The sequence below is a fragment of the Thermoanaerobacterium butyriciformans genome, assembly GCF_017874545.1.
Taxonomy (GTDB): domain Bacteria; phylum Bacillota; class Thermoanaerobacteria; order Thermoanaerobacterales; family Thermoanaerobacteraceae; genus Thermoanaerobacterium; species Thermoanaerobacterium butyriciformans.
This window is the reverse complement of sequence record NZ_JAGGLT010000004.1, coordinates 87456-102706: the sequence shown is the minus strand read 5'-3', so window position 1 is coordinate 102706 and position 15251 is coordinate 87456. Positions and strand designations below refer to the sequence as shown.

The window sequence follows — 15251 nt, the reverse complement described above, 5'->3', positions numbered from 1 at the left end:
AAAAAAACTATACGCATTAGGATGGAAACCTGAAATTGCCACACAACAAACATAAATATATCCATTAATTTCCTTTAAAGTCTATTTTAAAAGCTCTAGGGGAAGTCTGCGCTTTTTTAGCTACTTATATAATAAGTTTTCATAGTAAAATTATAAATGTACAAGGGGGATACTTTCAATTGTCATCAATAAATAAAAAGCGGATTTTAGTTGTGCTTATTACATTTTTATTTTTAATATCATGTCTTGTAATACGACTTATATGGCTTCAGGTTGTTATGGCACCTAAATATTCATTAGCTGTTAAAAAACAAACTACATCAAATATTGTATTAAAACCTCAAAGAGGAATAATATATGATGCAAATGGAAATATCCTCGCAACTAACGTAGCCGGCGGTGATGTATATGCTGCACCAAAGAATATAAAGCATCCAGATAAAATTGCAAATCAATTGTACAGTTTATTAGGGATGAAAAAAGATTCACTTTACAAGCTGCTAAACAATAAAAATTCTGAGTGGACTGTCCTTAAAAAAAATGTTTCACTGGACAATATAAACAAAATAAAAAAGCTAAATCTTGAGGGTATTTACATCGAAGATACAAGCATTAGAAGTTATCCAGACGGCAATCTGCTGTCACAGACGCTAGGATTTACCGGCACTGATGGGAATGGACTGTATGGGCTTGAATATTCATTTGACAAATATCTAAATGGCATACCAGGTTTAGAGATAGCAACTACTGATGAAATTGGTCATGTCATAGGACTCCCTGAAAAATTGTATGAACCTAAAAAAGGAGATGATTTGGTTCTTACCGTTGATTCTGTGATACAAGGATATGCAGAAACTGCCATAGAGAAAGCTTATGAAACATACGATCCAGCCAATGGCATCACAGCCATAGTAATGAATCCAAAAACTGGAGATATACTTGCAATGGCCAATATACCTGACTTTAACCCAAATGAGCCAAATAAGGTAAGCTCGCTTGATACATGGGCAAATCCGGCTATATCATACATATATGAACCTGGTTCAGTATTTAAAGTAGTAACAGCATCTGCAGCTTTAGAAGAATCACTTGTTACACCAAATGAGCAATTTTACGATCCCGGTTATTATATAGTATCCGGTCACAAGATAAATAGCTGGACGAAATTAGGAAATATAGACTTCTCACAAGCAGTGGCAATGTCCAGTGATACGGTATTTATGAAAATAATAGTTGAAAGGCTTAAATTAAATACATTATACAAATACATAAACGCTTTTGGATTCGGAAATCCAACAGGAATACAGCTTCCAGGTGAAGCATCAGGCATGATAATCAACGAGAAAAACGTATATCCTGTTGACCTTGCATCGATGTCTTTTGGACAAGGCATCGCGGTAACACCACTGCAGATGATAAATGCTTTTTCGGCAGCTATAAATGGTGGATACTTAATGAAACCAAATATAGTAAAAGAGATAAAATCAGGTGATAAAGTCATAAAGGAATTTAAACCTCAAGTTATAAGGCAGGTTATATCACAAGACACATCAAACACAATGAAAGAACTGCTTAAAAAAGTCGTCGATGAGGGAACGGGAACAGCATGTCAAATACCTGGCTTTACTGTAGGAGGAAAATCCGGCACAACTGAGAATTACTCACCAGGAAAATACACAGCTTCTTTCGCAGCATTTGCGCCTGTGGATAACCCTCAAGTAGCCGTTTTAGTGGTCATAAGAAATCCTACTAAAAACGGCCACATGGGCGGAGAAATTGCAGCACCTGTCGTAAAAGACATACTCTCAAACACACTAAGATATCTGATGATAAAAAAATAGCCGTACATTGAAAATATACGGCTATTTTAATATACCACATCATCTACTTCTCCTTTTTTGCCTCCTGTAACTCTTACTACTACTCTGTTGGGAAGACATACAATCTGTTGCCCTTCTTTTTCTATCCAGCCTGTATTAACACATATTTGATCTGGACAATCAGACTCCTTCATTCTGACTTTTCCATCTTTAATTTCTACAACATTTATGTGTTTGCCATTGTGTATAGTAACCGTCTTGTCAACATTTAAAGGCAATTCTTGATATTTAGAGCCATTCACTTCAATGACAACGTTAGTGCCTGTTTTATTAAAAGCTTTATAATAGGTAAAATATCCTGATATTAGAGAAACAACCAGCAACACACCTATTAAGATTTTATCACCTATTTTCATACAGCTTAAACCTCGAATCTGTTATTTTTAACTTTCCTTTAAGGCCTGATGTTGCATAGACCTTATAATCAGGCGTGACAAAAATGGCATCTACACCAGGCATGCTCTCTATCAATTTCATCCCTTTATCAACACCTAAAATAAAAGTAATTGTAGACAATGCATCAGCATCAATTGATTTTATATTTGTAGACACTATTGTAGTGCTGACAACACCGCTTTCTGCAGGATATCCTGTAAAAGGATTTAGTATGTGATGATATCTTTTGCCGTTTTGAATAAAATACCTTTCGTAATTGCCTGATGTGTCAATAAGCATGTCTTTGCCGGAAACAATTGCGAAGTATTTTCCTTTATCTCCAAAAGGATTCTGTATGCCTATGTTCCAATTGGAGCCATCTGGCTTTGAACCATAAAGATATACGCTGCTGCCGCCTAAGTTTATAAGCGCGTGCTTTACACCATTTTCTTTCATGATATTTTCTATTTCATCTGCAGCATACCCTTTAGCAATTCCTCCTAAGTCGATAGACATACCTTTTCTACTTAATTTAACTTCATCATTTTTTTCGTCCAGCAAGACGTCTTTGTAATTTATGTATTTCATAGCGTCTTTTATCTGACTTTCTGTTGGAACATGGGCATGGTCTGTGCCAATTCCCCACAAATTTATCAATGGAGCAATAGTTATATCAAAGTTGCCTCCACTTATTTCCCCGTACTTTAAAGCCGTCTTTATCACGTAAACCGTCTCTGGATTTACCTTGACATACTTTTTCCCTGCATTTTCATTTATCTTTTGTATGTCGCTACCGCTCTCTTGACTGCTCATTAGGTTATCAATTTCTTTCAATTTTTCCATCGACTCATCAACTGCTTTTTTAGCATTTCTACCGTAAGCCGTCACTTGAATAACCGTATCCATCATAAAATCGGTACGTGTATACTGCTGATTATTGTTTCCACAGGCAATTAAAGATAGGGGTATAAAAACTACCATTAAAATTGCAATGACTTTTTTAACAATTTGTTTCATATAATTATACAATCCTCTCAGTATATCTATTTGTGAAACTCATATTTTATTATAATTTTTTTTAACAATCCATTCAAGTGAAACAATAGATACCATTATCAACTTGTAAGTTCCCATTTTTACGTATATAATTTTATTGTGATGGGGAAGTAGACGAAATGATAAAATTCATGATAAAGATTTATATACTTTATTTGGTATTGGTAGCATTGCTTCCTACAATGCTTGGTCGTATATTCCATTATAATGTTATCTATAGCAGCAGAAAAAAGAAAGTACCATGGATAGTAATCACTTTCGATGATGGGCCAGATCCAGAATACACGCCTGTACTCTTATCACTTCTTGATAAATACAACGTTAAAGCATGCTTTTTTTTATTGGCAGATAAAGTTGAAAAATATCCTGAACTGGCAAGGGAAATCGTAAATAGAGGTCATGAAATCGGCATACACGGCTATAAACACCATATAAATTGGTTTTTAGGACCTATTGCTACTTATAAGGAATTATTAAAATCGATTGAGATTATATACAAAATCACTGGAAAGTATCCTTCGTATTACAGACCTCCATGGGGATTGTTTACAACATTCATCTATCAGTATTCCAAAAAACTAGGTGTCAAAATAATTTTATGGAGTTATATGAGCTGGGACTGGAAAGTAAAAGACCCTAATCTAATAGTAAAACGCATTTTAAATAAAGTAAAAGGTGGAAATATTTTGATATTTCATGATAGCAGTGACAATATAGGTTCAGACAAAGAGGCCCCAGAAACAATGTTAATAGCTCTTGATAAAATTATAAGTGGTATAAGGGAAAAAAACTTAGAAATTGTTGACATAAATAAATTTATATTTTCTTAAATGGGGTATTACAAATGAAAAAAATTTTTATGTACATTTGGTCTTTGTGGGAATTCATTTTTGCAAAGCTGAATAGGATACACACGGTTGGAGGAGACGATTCTGAAATCAGAATCGCAATCAAGAAATACAAAGGCGAGAAACTCCTGCTAAATGATGGAACTGTGTTGAACAATGGAGATAAATTTGGTGAACTGCACTTAAACAACAATGCTCTTACACAAATCACATCTAGCAGCAGCTCACCTATAGCCGTTGGAATAATAGCATTAAAAAGATTTAAAAAATCTATAAAGGCATTAAAAACTTACATAGATGAACACCATGAATTTGATGATGTAAATGTATTTATGGGTTACACTCTATTCAATGAAGGCGTTGAAATGTTGGGCTTCGAAGTCAGAGATATAAAATCGCCTTTAGAAAAATTCATAGTTACTCATTATGAAATGCTGCTTTTAGCTATATTTCACCCCGATGGGTTTAAACGGCTGCAAGACAATAAGTTTACATCAAAGATGGTATTAATTACAAGAAATACAATTAACAGTCGCTACTAATTTATTATTTTTTCGATTTTATTCAATATCATCTTTGCGTCTTCTTTGTTCTTTAGTCCATCTATTATTGCTTTATTTATTTTTACGTTTTTATCATGCCAATTTTGTGGCGTATAATCTGTATATTTGACAGCTTTATCAATTTTTTTCATGAGTTCATCATTTAAAGGGATGCTTTTTTTAACAGGAATATATCCTATCTTTTCTACACTTTCTTGAGAATCTGTAATAAACTTTACAAACTTATATGCCATTTCCAACTTCTTTTTATCGCTTTGTTTTGTTATACCATATCCATAGACTTTTGGAGACAGTGTAAGAGGAACATCGCCATCTCCTTCTGGATACAGCGCAATATCAAACTGAAAAAGTTTATTCTTGTTTTCAAGGTATTTAAGGTATTGAACTTTGTAACTTTCATCAACCAAAACAGCACTTTCTTTATTGACTGTAAAACTGTCCCATACTTTGCTGTAATCATCACCAAAAGACACAGGATCTATTGTACCTTTTTCATATAATTCTATCAATTTTTTAAGGCCAGACTCTGCCTGTGGTCCCTTAAGTGAAACTATCCCTTTATCATCGACGATATTTGCACCGTCTGACATCAATATGCCCCAAAGATTATAACTTCCTTCAATGTACATTGACAGGCCATAGTAACTTTTCTTTTCCTTTTTACCCGTTTGATACGTCAATTTTGTCATATCTTCTAAAAATTCATCATATGTCCATTCACCATCCTGAGGAACATCAATTTCTTTCTGGCCAAACAAATTTTTATTTATAAACATGACACTGGTGTACATACCTAGCGGAAGGCCATATATGCTCCTATTATATGTAAATGAATCAAGCACCTGTTCTTTTAAAGAATCTTTATAATTTCTGTCTATATACTTATTAAGAGGTTCTAGTCTGTCATCATAAATTAGCGGGCTATCTGAAGTAATAGGGATTATATCAGGTTTACTGTCACTAACTATATCACTAACCTTTTCGTATCTATCGCTATTTTTTAACGGCTCAAATTCTATTATGACTCCAGGATGGTAGTATTCAAAATCGTGTATTTTTTTCTTAATAAAATTATAACCTGTTGGATCATCAGTTGACCAATGTGGAAAATCGCAAAATGTGATTATTCCTCTGTAATCTTGCTCATCAATTGGCGAAAAATCTATTTTACCAGTTTCATACAAATACATATAGTAAGGCCAGGACAATAAAAACATTATTATCAATAATATCAGAAAAAGAGTAAAAGGCTTTTTCATAAAATCCACCTCTTACTCTATCTATATTCACGTTAAACAATACGTATCACTGTTTATTTTATTAAGCACATCTATCTCTTTTTCTAACTAGTCAATATAAAAATTTTTACTTATCAGCTTTGTCATCTGTTTCTTTATTTTGCTCATTAACTCTACTATCAATATATTTTTCAAATACACCTCTATCATATACGTTGATTGCAAGACCAACCAAACTTAAGCCTATTAATAAAAGTGGTATAAAAGCAAATAAAATGCTTAAAGCAATTAATACTAAACTTAAAAGCACCATCCCAATGGTCTGAGGCAGTTTAATTATAGAAAATATTAAAGCATTTTTATAAATGTGCTTAATTTTTAGATCATACGTAACCATCAATGGATAAATATAAACATTCATCAGAACAAGTATAAAACCAATAAAAATCGTAATATAAGTCCCTGCAATCTTTATAAAACCTGTACTGTATGAAGAATAAATTTTATAATTGTTAATCAATATAAAAGCTGCTAATGCGTTTATCAACGTAATTATAAAGCTTTGCTTAAAATTCTTAATAAAACCATCTTTGAAATCATTCCAAAGCCACACATTTCTATTAAGCGCATGATTCCTAAGCACATTATTAAACCCAGCCAAAGCAGGCCCTATCGTCACGATAGGTATGCACGACACAATCAATAAAAGATTAAGGCTTATAAGTTGCCAAAAGTTATTTTTTAAAATGTCAAAAAACAAAGACATACCCTTCTTAGGAATATCATCAGCTTTTAAATCAGGTCTATGTGGATCGCCATAATACATTCTATTAAAAAAATTTCCAAACATCGTTTACCTCTCCTATATCAGACTATACTTCAATTATAAATGGTATACTGAGAATTTTCAATGATAAAATTGAAGTATGTACCATCTCTATATTAATATCTGTATAAATATGTAAATAATAAAACTATACGTCAGCAAAGTTCTACAACTTTTTCGTCATACAAAGCTTTGCAATCGTATAGTTTTTACTTTATCAATTAGAAATTGTATTTAACTCATCAACAACTTCATTAACCATTTCTTCAGTAAAAATTCCATTGCTTAAGATAGTCAAGGCTCTTAATGGCATATTTTTTAAAAACGCATTCATCATGTCTTTTTGAGATGAACTGCTTATTTCTTGACTGTTTGTCTCTAACTGTTTTTTTAATATATTTAACATGTCTTGTGAGTCGTTTGTGTCAGACTTTATTCTCTTTATTATGTTATAAATAATTTGTCTACCGTATTGATTTGCAATTACATCGTTTATTGTTGAATTCCTTGTATATTCTTTTTGGACTGATGTAGTAGATGTTATATGAATGACTGTCTTTAATAAAATATTTTTTGATGAGCTTCCTACTAATATTTCAAAGTCTCCTGTTTCGACGTACCAGTCCTTTAAATCAACATCATAGTATGCAAATGATCTTTTATCTAAATTGAAGACAACTGTTTTTTCTTCTCCTGGTTCAAGATATATTTTTTGGAATCCTTTTAGTTCTTTATGTGGACGAGCAACACTGCTTTGTATGTCTCGAACATATAATTGAATTATTTCTTTTCCGGCACGTTTCCCAGTATTTTTTACTTTTACTCTTACTTCTATTGTGTCATTATCTGTTATTTTGTTTTTGTTTGTAAAAATGTTTGTGTATTCGAATGTTGTATAGCTTAAGCCGTGTCCAAATGGGAATAATGGTTCTACACCTTTTGTGTCATAATATCTATATCCTACAAATATTCCTTCACCATAGTTTACTACGTTTTTTTCTCCTGGAAAGTTTAGATATGATGGATTGTCTTTAAGTTCTCTTGGAAATGTTTCTGCGAGTTTCCCACATGGATTTTTTTCGCCAAATAGTATTTCTGCAATTGCTCCTCCTGATGCTTGACCTCCTAAATATGCTTCTAATATGCCTTTTACTTGATGAATCCATGGCATTTCTATTGGTGATCCATTGCAAAGTACGACAACAACATTTGGTTGAATCTCTGCAATAGCTTGTATTAATTTATTGTGGCTTTCTGGGATTCTCATGTGTTCTCTGTCATATCCTTCTGATTCATAGCTATCTGGTAATCCTGCAAATATTACGGCAACATCAGAATTTTTTGCTATATATGCTGCTTCTTCGATTAATTTATTGTTTGTTTCGTCTTTTTCTAATTCATAACCTGGCGTATATTTTATTTCTACTGCATTTCCTGCAATTTTTGTTATTTCGTCGTATGGAATTTCTAATTTCGTTGGTACTATATGTGAACTTCCTCCACCTTGATATCTTGGTTTTACGGCAAGTTCTCCTATTATTGCAATTTTACCTCGTTTTTTAAGTGGAAGTATTTCGTCTTCGTTTTTTAATAGTACCATACATTCTGATGCGACTTGACGAGCTAATTGATGGTGTCTTTCTGCATCATAGTTTTGGTTTTTCTTTTTGTTTTCGTATGCTTTGAATAGTATATTTAAAATCCGTTCAACTGCTGTGTTTAAGTATTCTTCTGATATTTGACCTTTTTTTACGGCTTCAATTATTTTTTTGTCTTCTTCTCCTCCACTTCCTGGCATCTCTATGTCTAATCCCGCTTTTAATGCTTCAACTCTATCGTTGACTGCTCCCCAATCTGATATGACTATTCCGTCAAACTTCCATTCGTTTCTAAGTATTTCATTTATCAGATGCTCGTTTTCTGTTGCGTATACTCCATTTACTTTGTTGTATGATGCCATTACTGTCCATGGTTGTGACTGCTTTATAGCTCCTTCAAATCCTACTAAGTAAATTTCACGTAGCGCTCTTTCATTTACTTTTACATCTACAGTCATTCTATAGTCTTCTTGATTGTTGGCTGCGTAATGTTTTATAGATGTTCCAACGCCTTTTGATTGAACTCCTTTTATGTAGTTTGCAGCTAATTCAGATATTAAATATGGATCTTCTGATAGGTATTCAAAGTTACGTCCACAGAGTGGAGAGCGTTTTATATTGACTGCTGGTCCAAGCAATATTTGTACATCTTCTGCTATGCACTCTTCTCCGATGGCTTCACCAACTTTTTCAATTAAATCTCTGTCCCAAGATGCTGCAAGAGCACTACCAGAAGGAAAGCAGGTTGCCGGCACACTATTATTGAGTCCAAGTTCATCTGATTTGTTTGCTTTTCTCAAACCGTGTGGTCCATCAGTCATCGTTATTGATGGAATCCCTATTCTTTCTATTGGCTTAGTTTGCCAAAGATTTAATCCTGAGCATAAACTTGCTTTTTCTTCTAATGTCATCTCTGAAATGAGCTTTTTGATATCTCTTTTCATTTTGAACCTCCTCAATTCTTGAAGTGCTTTAATATATTTAAATTTCAAGGAGAATTTATTCAAATAAAATTCTCCTTGAATGCTTTATTAATTTAGTTTTTAAACAAACTTTTTATTCCTTTTGCGATTTCATTTATACAATCCTCTGCTTGAGGATAAATACCGAGTTTATCTATAAATGCATGATCCATTCCTTTGTATTGTATAATTTTTGTTTTAACACCGAATTTAGCAAGCTTTCTTCCATATGCTTCAGCTTCCAACCTTAAATAATCAAATTCGGCTGTAAAAATTAGAGTCTCTGGCATACCTTCTAAGCTTTCAGCAAAAATAGGAGATATATATGGATGTGTTGCATCTTCATTATTTTGTAAATAAAGTTTTTTCACCAGTGGCTGTGAATTTTTCATGCCTTCTAATCCTGATATTATTAATTTTCTATGTTCATCAGAAATATTGTATTGATCAAGAGACCACTTATATTCTTCTGTATCAGATGCTGCCATGTTAACTGTTGGATAAATTAATGCTTGAAATTTAATCATATCAGTTTTTAAATCCCTATCCATCATAGCACAAACAGTCGCAAAGTTTGCACCAGCGCTATCCCCTGAAACCGCAATTTTAGTTGAATCAATACTGTACTTTTCACCATACTCATATACCCATTTTACAGAGTCAAAGCAATCCGTCAATCCAGCTGGATAAGGATTTTCTGGCGCTAATCGATAGTCAACAGATATAACCACTGCATTTGCTCTTTCCGCTAATGCTTTACATGGATTTTCTACTACTTTAACAGTACCACCAAAGAAACCTCCTCCATGAAAATATACGATTGCCGGTAAATGTGTATTACTTTTCGGTGAGTAAATTTTGATTGGAATAGTTCCGTATTTCCCATCAATTACCTCGTCACTTGTTTTTATCTCTATTTTTGTAATATCTTTATTGTCCCAACCCATTTGATTTCTTAACATTTCAACAGGAATATCTTTTATCTCAAGTTGATTAAAATCGGGCATTTCATCGGCACTTTGTTTTTTATATTGCTCATTTAATATTTGAAATACCCTTGGATCAAGCTTTCCCTCAGTATTATCACCTTCCGGTATATTTTTTATCACAAATTCCAATCCATTTTCATGTCGTACATATCCATTTTCCAGCAGTTTAACTAATTTATCGTAATCTTTATACATACTATTCGCTCCTTTCATTATTATTTTAAATCATGATCATGCGCTTACCTTAGCTCTTCTTTCATTTAATTCTTTAGTCATTTGCTCTTGTTGTTTATCTAAATTATAGAACAGAAGCAATATGGCGCCAATAGCAAAACCAATTAGCGGTAACCAAATAAAGTTAATTTCTATAGCTTTTAATGCAGATACGGTTTGCGTATGATCCGGAACATATTTACCAATTGATAAGATCCAACCTGCTAAAGCTCCGCCTATCCCCATTCCTGCCTTGACTCCAAAGGCTGGTGTGGCTGAAAGAAGTCCTTGAGCTCTAACACCTGACTTCCACTCACCATAGTCAACTGTATCAGCTGTCATAGAAAACATTGCTCCCATAACAAATCCATTTCCAAAAGCTGCAATTACAGTGCCTATTAAAAATATAAATGCACTTGATGTCAACGATGATAAATACAATATAAATTGCGCTAATATTGAAAGAGTAAAGCCTGTAATCATAACATTTCTTTTCCCTATTTTCTTTGCTAAAAACGGCATAATAAGCAATGAAACAACATTTAATGACCCTAATCCTAAAGCTACGCTGATTAAGTTAGGCATCTTTAAATTATATGTCAAATAATAAACTGTCGTTTGTGCCTTCATTATAAAAGCTATGAAATTAATGAACGCTACAAAGAAAAGTATAAACCAAGGAGTATTTCCTTTCAATGCTTTTAGTTCTTCTTTTAAAGTAATTGATTGCTCTTTTGCTTCGTTTACTTTTTCTCTAGTATTGAAAAAAGTTACTAAGAATAATATAACAGCTAAAACAGCAAACAAAGTCATAGTCATCATAAAGCCTTTTTGTTGATTGCCATTTCCAAATACTTTAACTAGAGGCAAAGTTCCTACACTGACAATCGTAGCACCAACTGTAGCTAAAATCATTCTTGTACTAACCAAAATATTTCTTTCTTCTAAATTATCTGTTAAACTCGGTAAAATCGACGTGATTGGTATATTAATTCCAGAGTAGATAATTCCTAAAAGAATATATGTAACATAAGCATAAACCAATTTTCCAGAAGCATTAAAACTTGGAGTTGTAAATGCTAGTATTGCTAATACTCCATATGGAATTGATAACCAAAGGAAGTATGGTCTGCATTTTCCCCACTTTGTATTTGTATGATCTATTAGAATGCCAAAAAATGGTCCATCAAATGCGTCGATGATCCTTGCTACTAAAAAAAGTGTTCCGACAGCTGCAGCACTTATTCCAAAAACATCAGTGTAAAAAAACATTAGATAGGTGGTGATCATCTGATAAACTAAATTAGAAGCAGTGTCACTAAGCCCATAACTAATCCTTTCTTTCCAGGTTGTTTCAAAAATTTTCATAAAGATCCCCTTTCCTAAAATTTATATGTAATCGCTTTTTTAAAACGCTTACGTATAAATTTTAAAGCAAATTAAGACTCACAACAAGTTCAATTTTGATTTATCAACAGTCAATTTTTGATTTGCAAAAAATACAAATTCTGGGGACCAATTATTCCAAAAATACAAACTAGTTTTCTGTTTTTATCACAGATTTTAAAGCTTTAATCTTTTTTCTATATTGATTTGGAGTAATATTATAAAAAGTCTTGAACACCTTATTAAAGGATTTTTCATTTGGAAAACCATGCTCTAATGCTATTTCTGTAATAGATTGATCTGTATTCATTAAATCGCGATAAGATTTTTCTAGGCGAACAGCATTTATATAGTTAAGTATAGTCATACCCATGTACTTTTTAAAGAAACGTGAAAGATATTCTGGAGATAAATTAAATTTTGCAGAAATTACATCTATTGATAAATCCTGATTGTAATTTTCTTTTATATAATTAGTAATCTGAGTTAATCGATCTAGGTATTTTTGCGTTTTAATTTCTCCACAGCTCTTTTTGCTTATTTTAAAATTTCTTAACAAAAGATAAATTAATTCATAAGACAACCCCATTATTTTTATATGTGCTAATGAGTCGTCTCCTATATTTAAGAAAGCTTTTATTATGGAATCTAAATTTTTACGTAACTCATTGAACAATTTTATTTTTTGTTCATCATTTTCGTTAATTGAAACACAATCAAATGCAATTTGATCTATGTCAGGATAGTTTGCTTTTATAAACTCATAAGATATGAAAAAAGTAACTGCCTTACGGTTCTTTCCTTGATCCACAGAGAAAGAATGTATAGCATTGGAGTTTATTAAAACAATGTCACCTTGCTTTGAAGTATAATTAACACCATCAATATAGATATCATCAATTCTCCCAGAGAGTACATATGATATTTCTATACTTTCGTGCCAGTGTCTTGGTATAAATTGACGTTCATCAGATGTATGATATATTATTTTTATAGGTAAATTATCATCATTTTTAATTAATTCATATTTATACTCCATACAAATATAACACCTCTGATATTTATTTTTCTTTTTACAATAATTGAAAAATAATCGTACTTATGCATCAGATCTCACAGATATGTAATATTGTTTCATAATAAATACTACCTTTGACATTGTTCAACATTGCATCATAATAATTCTATTTTTTCCTATAAAATTCCCTTATATATATTTTACCACATTAAAACGTTTATGCTTAATTCAAAAACATTTTTATCACTTAAAATTCACATAATCATTTGATACTTATACGATAATTTTTAGTTACAATTTACAATGAAAAGCTAAATTTACATTTAAAAAAGAGGTGAAATTAAATGTTTGAGTATCAACATTTGCAAAGTTCAATAGCTCCAGCTATAGTTATAACACAAAAAACCGACAATAAAAAATCTTCATATTTATATGATCAAAGCTCAATAGCCCCTGGTATTATTATTGCTAAAAAAAGTAATAATAAAAAAATACATGCATAATTCAATAAGAAATTCTTCTATGTATTGATTTTACTACTAAATTAAGATAGAAATAATTTGATTTTTAATAATACTTGTAGCTACTCTTCACCATTTACCGTGAAGAGTAGCCAAAGCTATTGAATATTACCTACTTTAAGATTCTTTTAAGCATGCTAAGACAATTTGCTTTTCTAATCTAAAATCTGTAACACCAATTTTTTGCAAGCTTCTTTGCAATTTTCCATTAAAACATTCAACTCATCATGACTTGCATTATCAATATGGATACCTGCTGAAACACTTACATTGCATTTCAATTCTGTTTGAATTTACTATAATGGATACCAAATTGCATCAATATTTTCCCAATAATATGATTAATTTGACCTTCGATCGTTATGGGCCCATTATAGAAAGTAAGCACAGGAGGAATGATAACACAGCCGGTTCAGTATAATCTAGACATCCACAAATCCAAAATAATTATAAATATGCAAAAGACTAACAACAATATTCCTATTGGCAATGGAAATCTGCAAGTTACTAGTATCATTATTTTTTAATCCAATATCATCTTATGTCTCTTTTATTTTTCACATAATAAAACCTTTTTAGCAACAAACCATAAAAAACCGCATAATATTCCAAAAATGATATTAACTATACCTACCATTTCTACAAGATTGCCAGTATTAAAAGAAACAATAATCATCCCTACGCTACCCATTATAGTAGAGAAAGAGCTTATCAATGATGACACAGAACCTGTATCTTCCTTTTGTTGCTCTAGCATAAGGTATGTTCCTGGAGGGCGAATGCAGCTTCCTGCAATAGTAGACGGTAATAGCGATATTGCAAAAAGCCAAGGAGCAAAGCGGCCTAAAATAGAAATAATGATTCCACTTAAAATAATAGCTAAAAAGCAGACATTAATAATTGAATAACGTTTAAAATACGATGAAAGTCTTACATAAAGCAATGGTCCAATCAACATGCCCGCTGCATTAAATGCAAAAAAATAACTATACTTCTGTTCACTCAATCCAAAGTAATCTTGATATATATAAGATGAAGGAGATATAAAAGCCATTAAAGGAATGCTTACCATTGAAAAAATAATCAGCAAAGCCGTAAATTTTAAATTTTTGATAACTACCCCAATACGCCCTACGGTATAAAGAAAACTACCATTATTTTTTAATCCTATAGTCTCTTGAAACACAACCGAACCAGCAACAATGATTGCACCTAAAATCGCTTGAGTTAAAAAAACACCTCTCCATGAGGTAAATTTCAGTAAAAGTGCACCTATTGTAGGTGCAACAGCAGGACAAATCACAACCATTGACTGTACCAATGCTAAAATTGATTCACGTCTTCTACCCTCGTAAACATCTTTTACAATCGCAGTAGCTACTGCACTAGCAGCACCTGCGCCTACAGCCTGTAAAATCCTAAAAATTATAAGTTGATAGATATCCAATGATAGTGCACACAAAAAACTCGCAACCATATAACATATAAGTCCTAAAATCAAAATCGGTCTGCGACCATACTTATCACTCAATGGTCCCCATATTAATGTAGCAAAGCTGAAAAAAACAAAAAATAGGATTAAAGTGAGATTCGTCTTATAAACCGCTACATTAAAATATTTTGACATAGTTGGCAAAGCAGGTAAATAAAGATCTGTTGACAAAGGTACAAATGCACTCAAAAGTGCTAAAAAAATAATTAAACCTTTATTACCTAAGTATCTTTGCTGCTTTTTACTAATATTAAAATCATTTAAATCGTACATTAGATTATCTTTC

At 32.1% G+C, this 15251-nt stretch carries 14 protein-coding genes; 4 read left to right on the top strand and 10 right to left on the bottom strand.

The features are described from left to right. Positions 1 to 179 precede the first annotated feature (179 nt). Complete coding sequence (locus tag J2Z80_RS02845) at positions 180 to 1841, top strand: peptidoglycan D,D-transpeptidase FtsI family protein (protein ID WP_209453042.1); 1662 nt, start codon at positions 180 to 182, stop codon at positions 1839 to 1841. A 26-nt stretch (positions 1842 to 1867) separates the two neighbouring features. Here the strand turns inward: J2Z80_RS02845 and J2Z80_RS02840 are convergent, their stop codons facing one another. Together J2Z80_RS02840 and J2Z80_RS02835 are read right to left on the bottom strand one after the other, a co-directional pair. Then, complete coding sequence (locus J2Z80_RS02840; protein WP_209453041.1) at positions 1868 to 2236, bottom strand: NusG domain II-containing protein; 369 nt, start codon at positions 2234 to 2236, stop codon at positions 1868 to 1870. Then, positions 2223 to 3272 (bottom strand): FAD:protein FMN transferase, encoded by a 1050-nt coding sequence (locus J2Z80_RS02835; protein WP_209453040.1) that lies wholly within the window; start codon positions 3270 to 3272, stop codon positions 2223 to 2225. The genes J2Z80_RS02840 and J2Z80_RS02835 overlap by 14 nt, the downstream gene beginning before the upstream one ends. A gap of 170 nt (positions 3273 to 3442) precedes the next feature. On the opposite strand from J2Z80_RS02835, the gene J2Z80_RS02830 reads away from it, so the two are divergent. Beyond that, complete coding sequence (locus J2Z80_RS02830) at positions 3443 to 4141, top strand: polysaccharide deacetylase family protein (RefSeq protein WP_245301109.1); 699 nt, start codon at positions 3443 to 3445, stop codon at positions 4139 to 4141. A 14-nt stretch (positions 4142 to 4155) separates the two neighbouring features. Beyond that, complete coding sequence (locus tag J2Z80_RS02825) at positions 4156 to 4701, top strand: YkoP family protein (protein ID WP_209453038.1); 546 nt, start codon at positions 4156 to 4158, stop codon at positions 4699 to 4701. Here J2Z80_RS02825 and J2Z80_RS02820 read toward each other — a convergent pair. From J2Z80_RS02820 to J2Z80_RS02795, 6 genes are all read right to left on the bottom strand, one after another. Further along, entirely contained in the window at positions 4698 to 5981 is a 1284-nt protein-coding gene (locus tag J2Z80_RS02820) for an ABC transporter substrate-binding protein (protein WP_209453037.1), read from the bottom strand. The two genes, J2Z80_RS02825 and J2Z80_RS02820, sit on opposite strands and share 4 nt — an antisense overlap. A gap of 106 nt (positions 5982 to 6087) precedes the next feature. Next, positions 6088 to 6810: a YesL family protein gene (locus J2Z80_RS02815; RefSeq protein ID WP_209453036.1), complete on the bottom strand. Its 723-nt coding sequence runs from the start codon at positions 6808 to 6810 to the stop codon at positions 6088 to 6090. Between the two features lie 193 nt (positions 6811 to 7003). Beyond that, positions 7004 to 9328, bottom strand: coding sequence for a beta-glucosidase (locus J2Z80_RS02810; RefSeq protein ID WP_209453035.1), 2325 nt, complete (start codon positions 9326 to 9328; stop codon positions 7004 to 7006). Positions 9329 to 9420: 92 nt separating this feature from the next. Then, positions 9421 to 10530, bottom strand: a complete 1110-nt coding sequence (locus tag J2Z80_RS02805) for an alpha/beta hydrolase (RefSeq protein ID WP_209453034.1) — start codon at positions 10528 to 10530, stop codon at positions 9421 to 9423. A gap of 36 nt (positions 10531 to 10566) precedes the next feature. Next, a complete protein-coding gene (locus tag J2Z80_RS02800; protein ID WP_209453033.1) occupies positions 10567 to 11916 on the bottom strand; it encodes a glycoside-pentoside-hexuronide (GPH):cation symporter in 1350 nt (449 codons plus the stop codon). A gap of 169 nt (positions 11917 to 12085) precedes the next feature. Next, positions 12086 to 12973 (bottom strand): helix-turn-helix domain-containing protein, encoded by an 888-nt coding sequence (locus J2Z80_RS02795; RefSeq protein ID WP_209453032.1) that lies wholly within the window; start codon positions 12971 to 12973, stop codon positions 12086 to 12088. 323 nt (positions 12974 to 13296) lie between these two features. Between J2Z80_RS02795 and J2Z80_RS02790 the strand changes: the two genes are divergently transcribed. Beyond that, positions 13297 to 13455: a hypothetical protein gene (locus tag J2Z80_RS02790; protein WP_209453031.1), complete on the top strand. Its 159-nt coding sequence runs from the start codon at positions 13297 to 13299 to the stop codon at positions 13453 to 13455. 173 nt (positions 13456 to 13628) lie between these two features. On the opposite strand, the gene lpdD is transcribed toward J2Z80_RS02790, so the two are convergent. Further along, positions 13629 to 13754: a prenylated flavin chaperone LpdD gene (gene lpdD, locus J2Z80_RS15115; protein WP_280953159.1), complete on the bottom strand. Its 126-nt coding sequence runs from the start codon at positions 13752 to 13754 to the stop codon at positions 13629 to 13631. 269 nt (positions 13755 to 14023) lie between these two features. Further along, a complete protein-coding gene (locus J2Z80_RS02785) occupies positions 14024 to 15238 on the bottom strand; it encodes a Bcr/CflA family efflux MFS transporter (RefSeq protein ID WP_209453030.1) in 1215 nt (404 codons plus the stop codon). Positions 15239 to 15251: the final 13 nt, after the last annotated feature.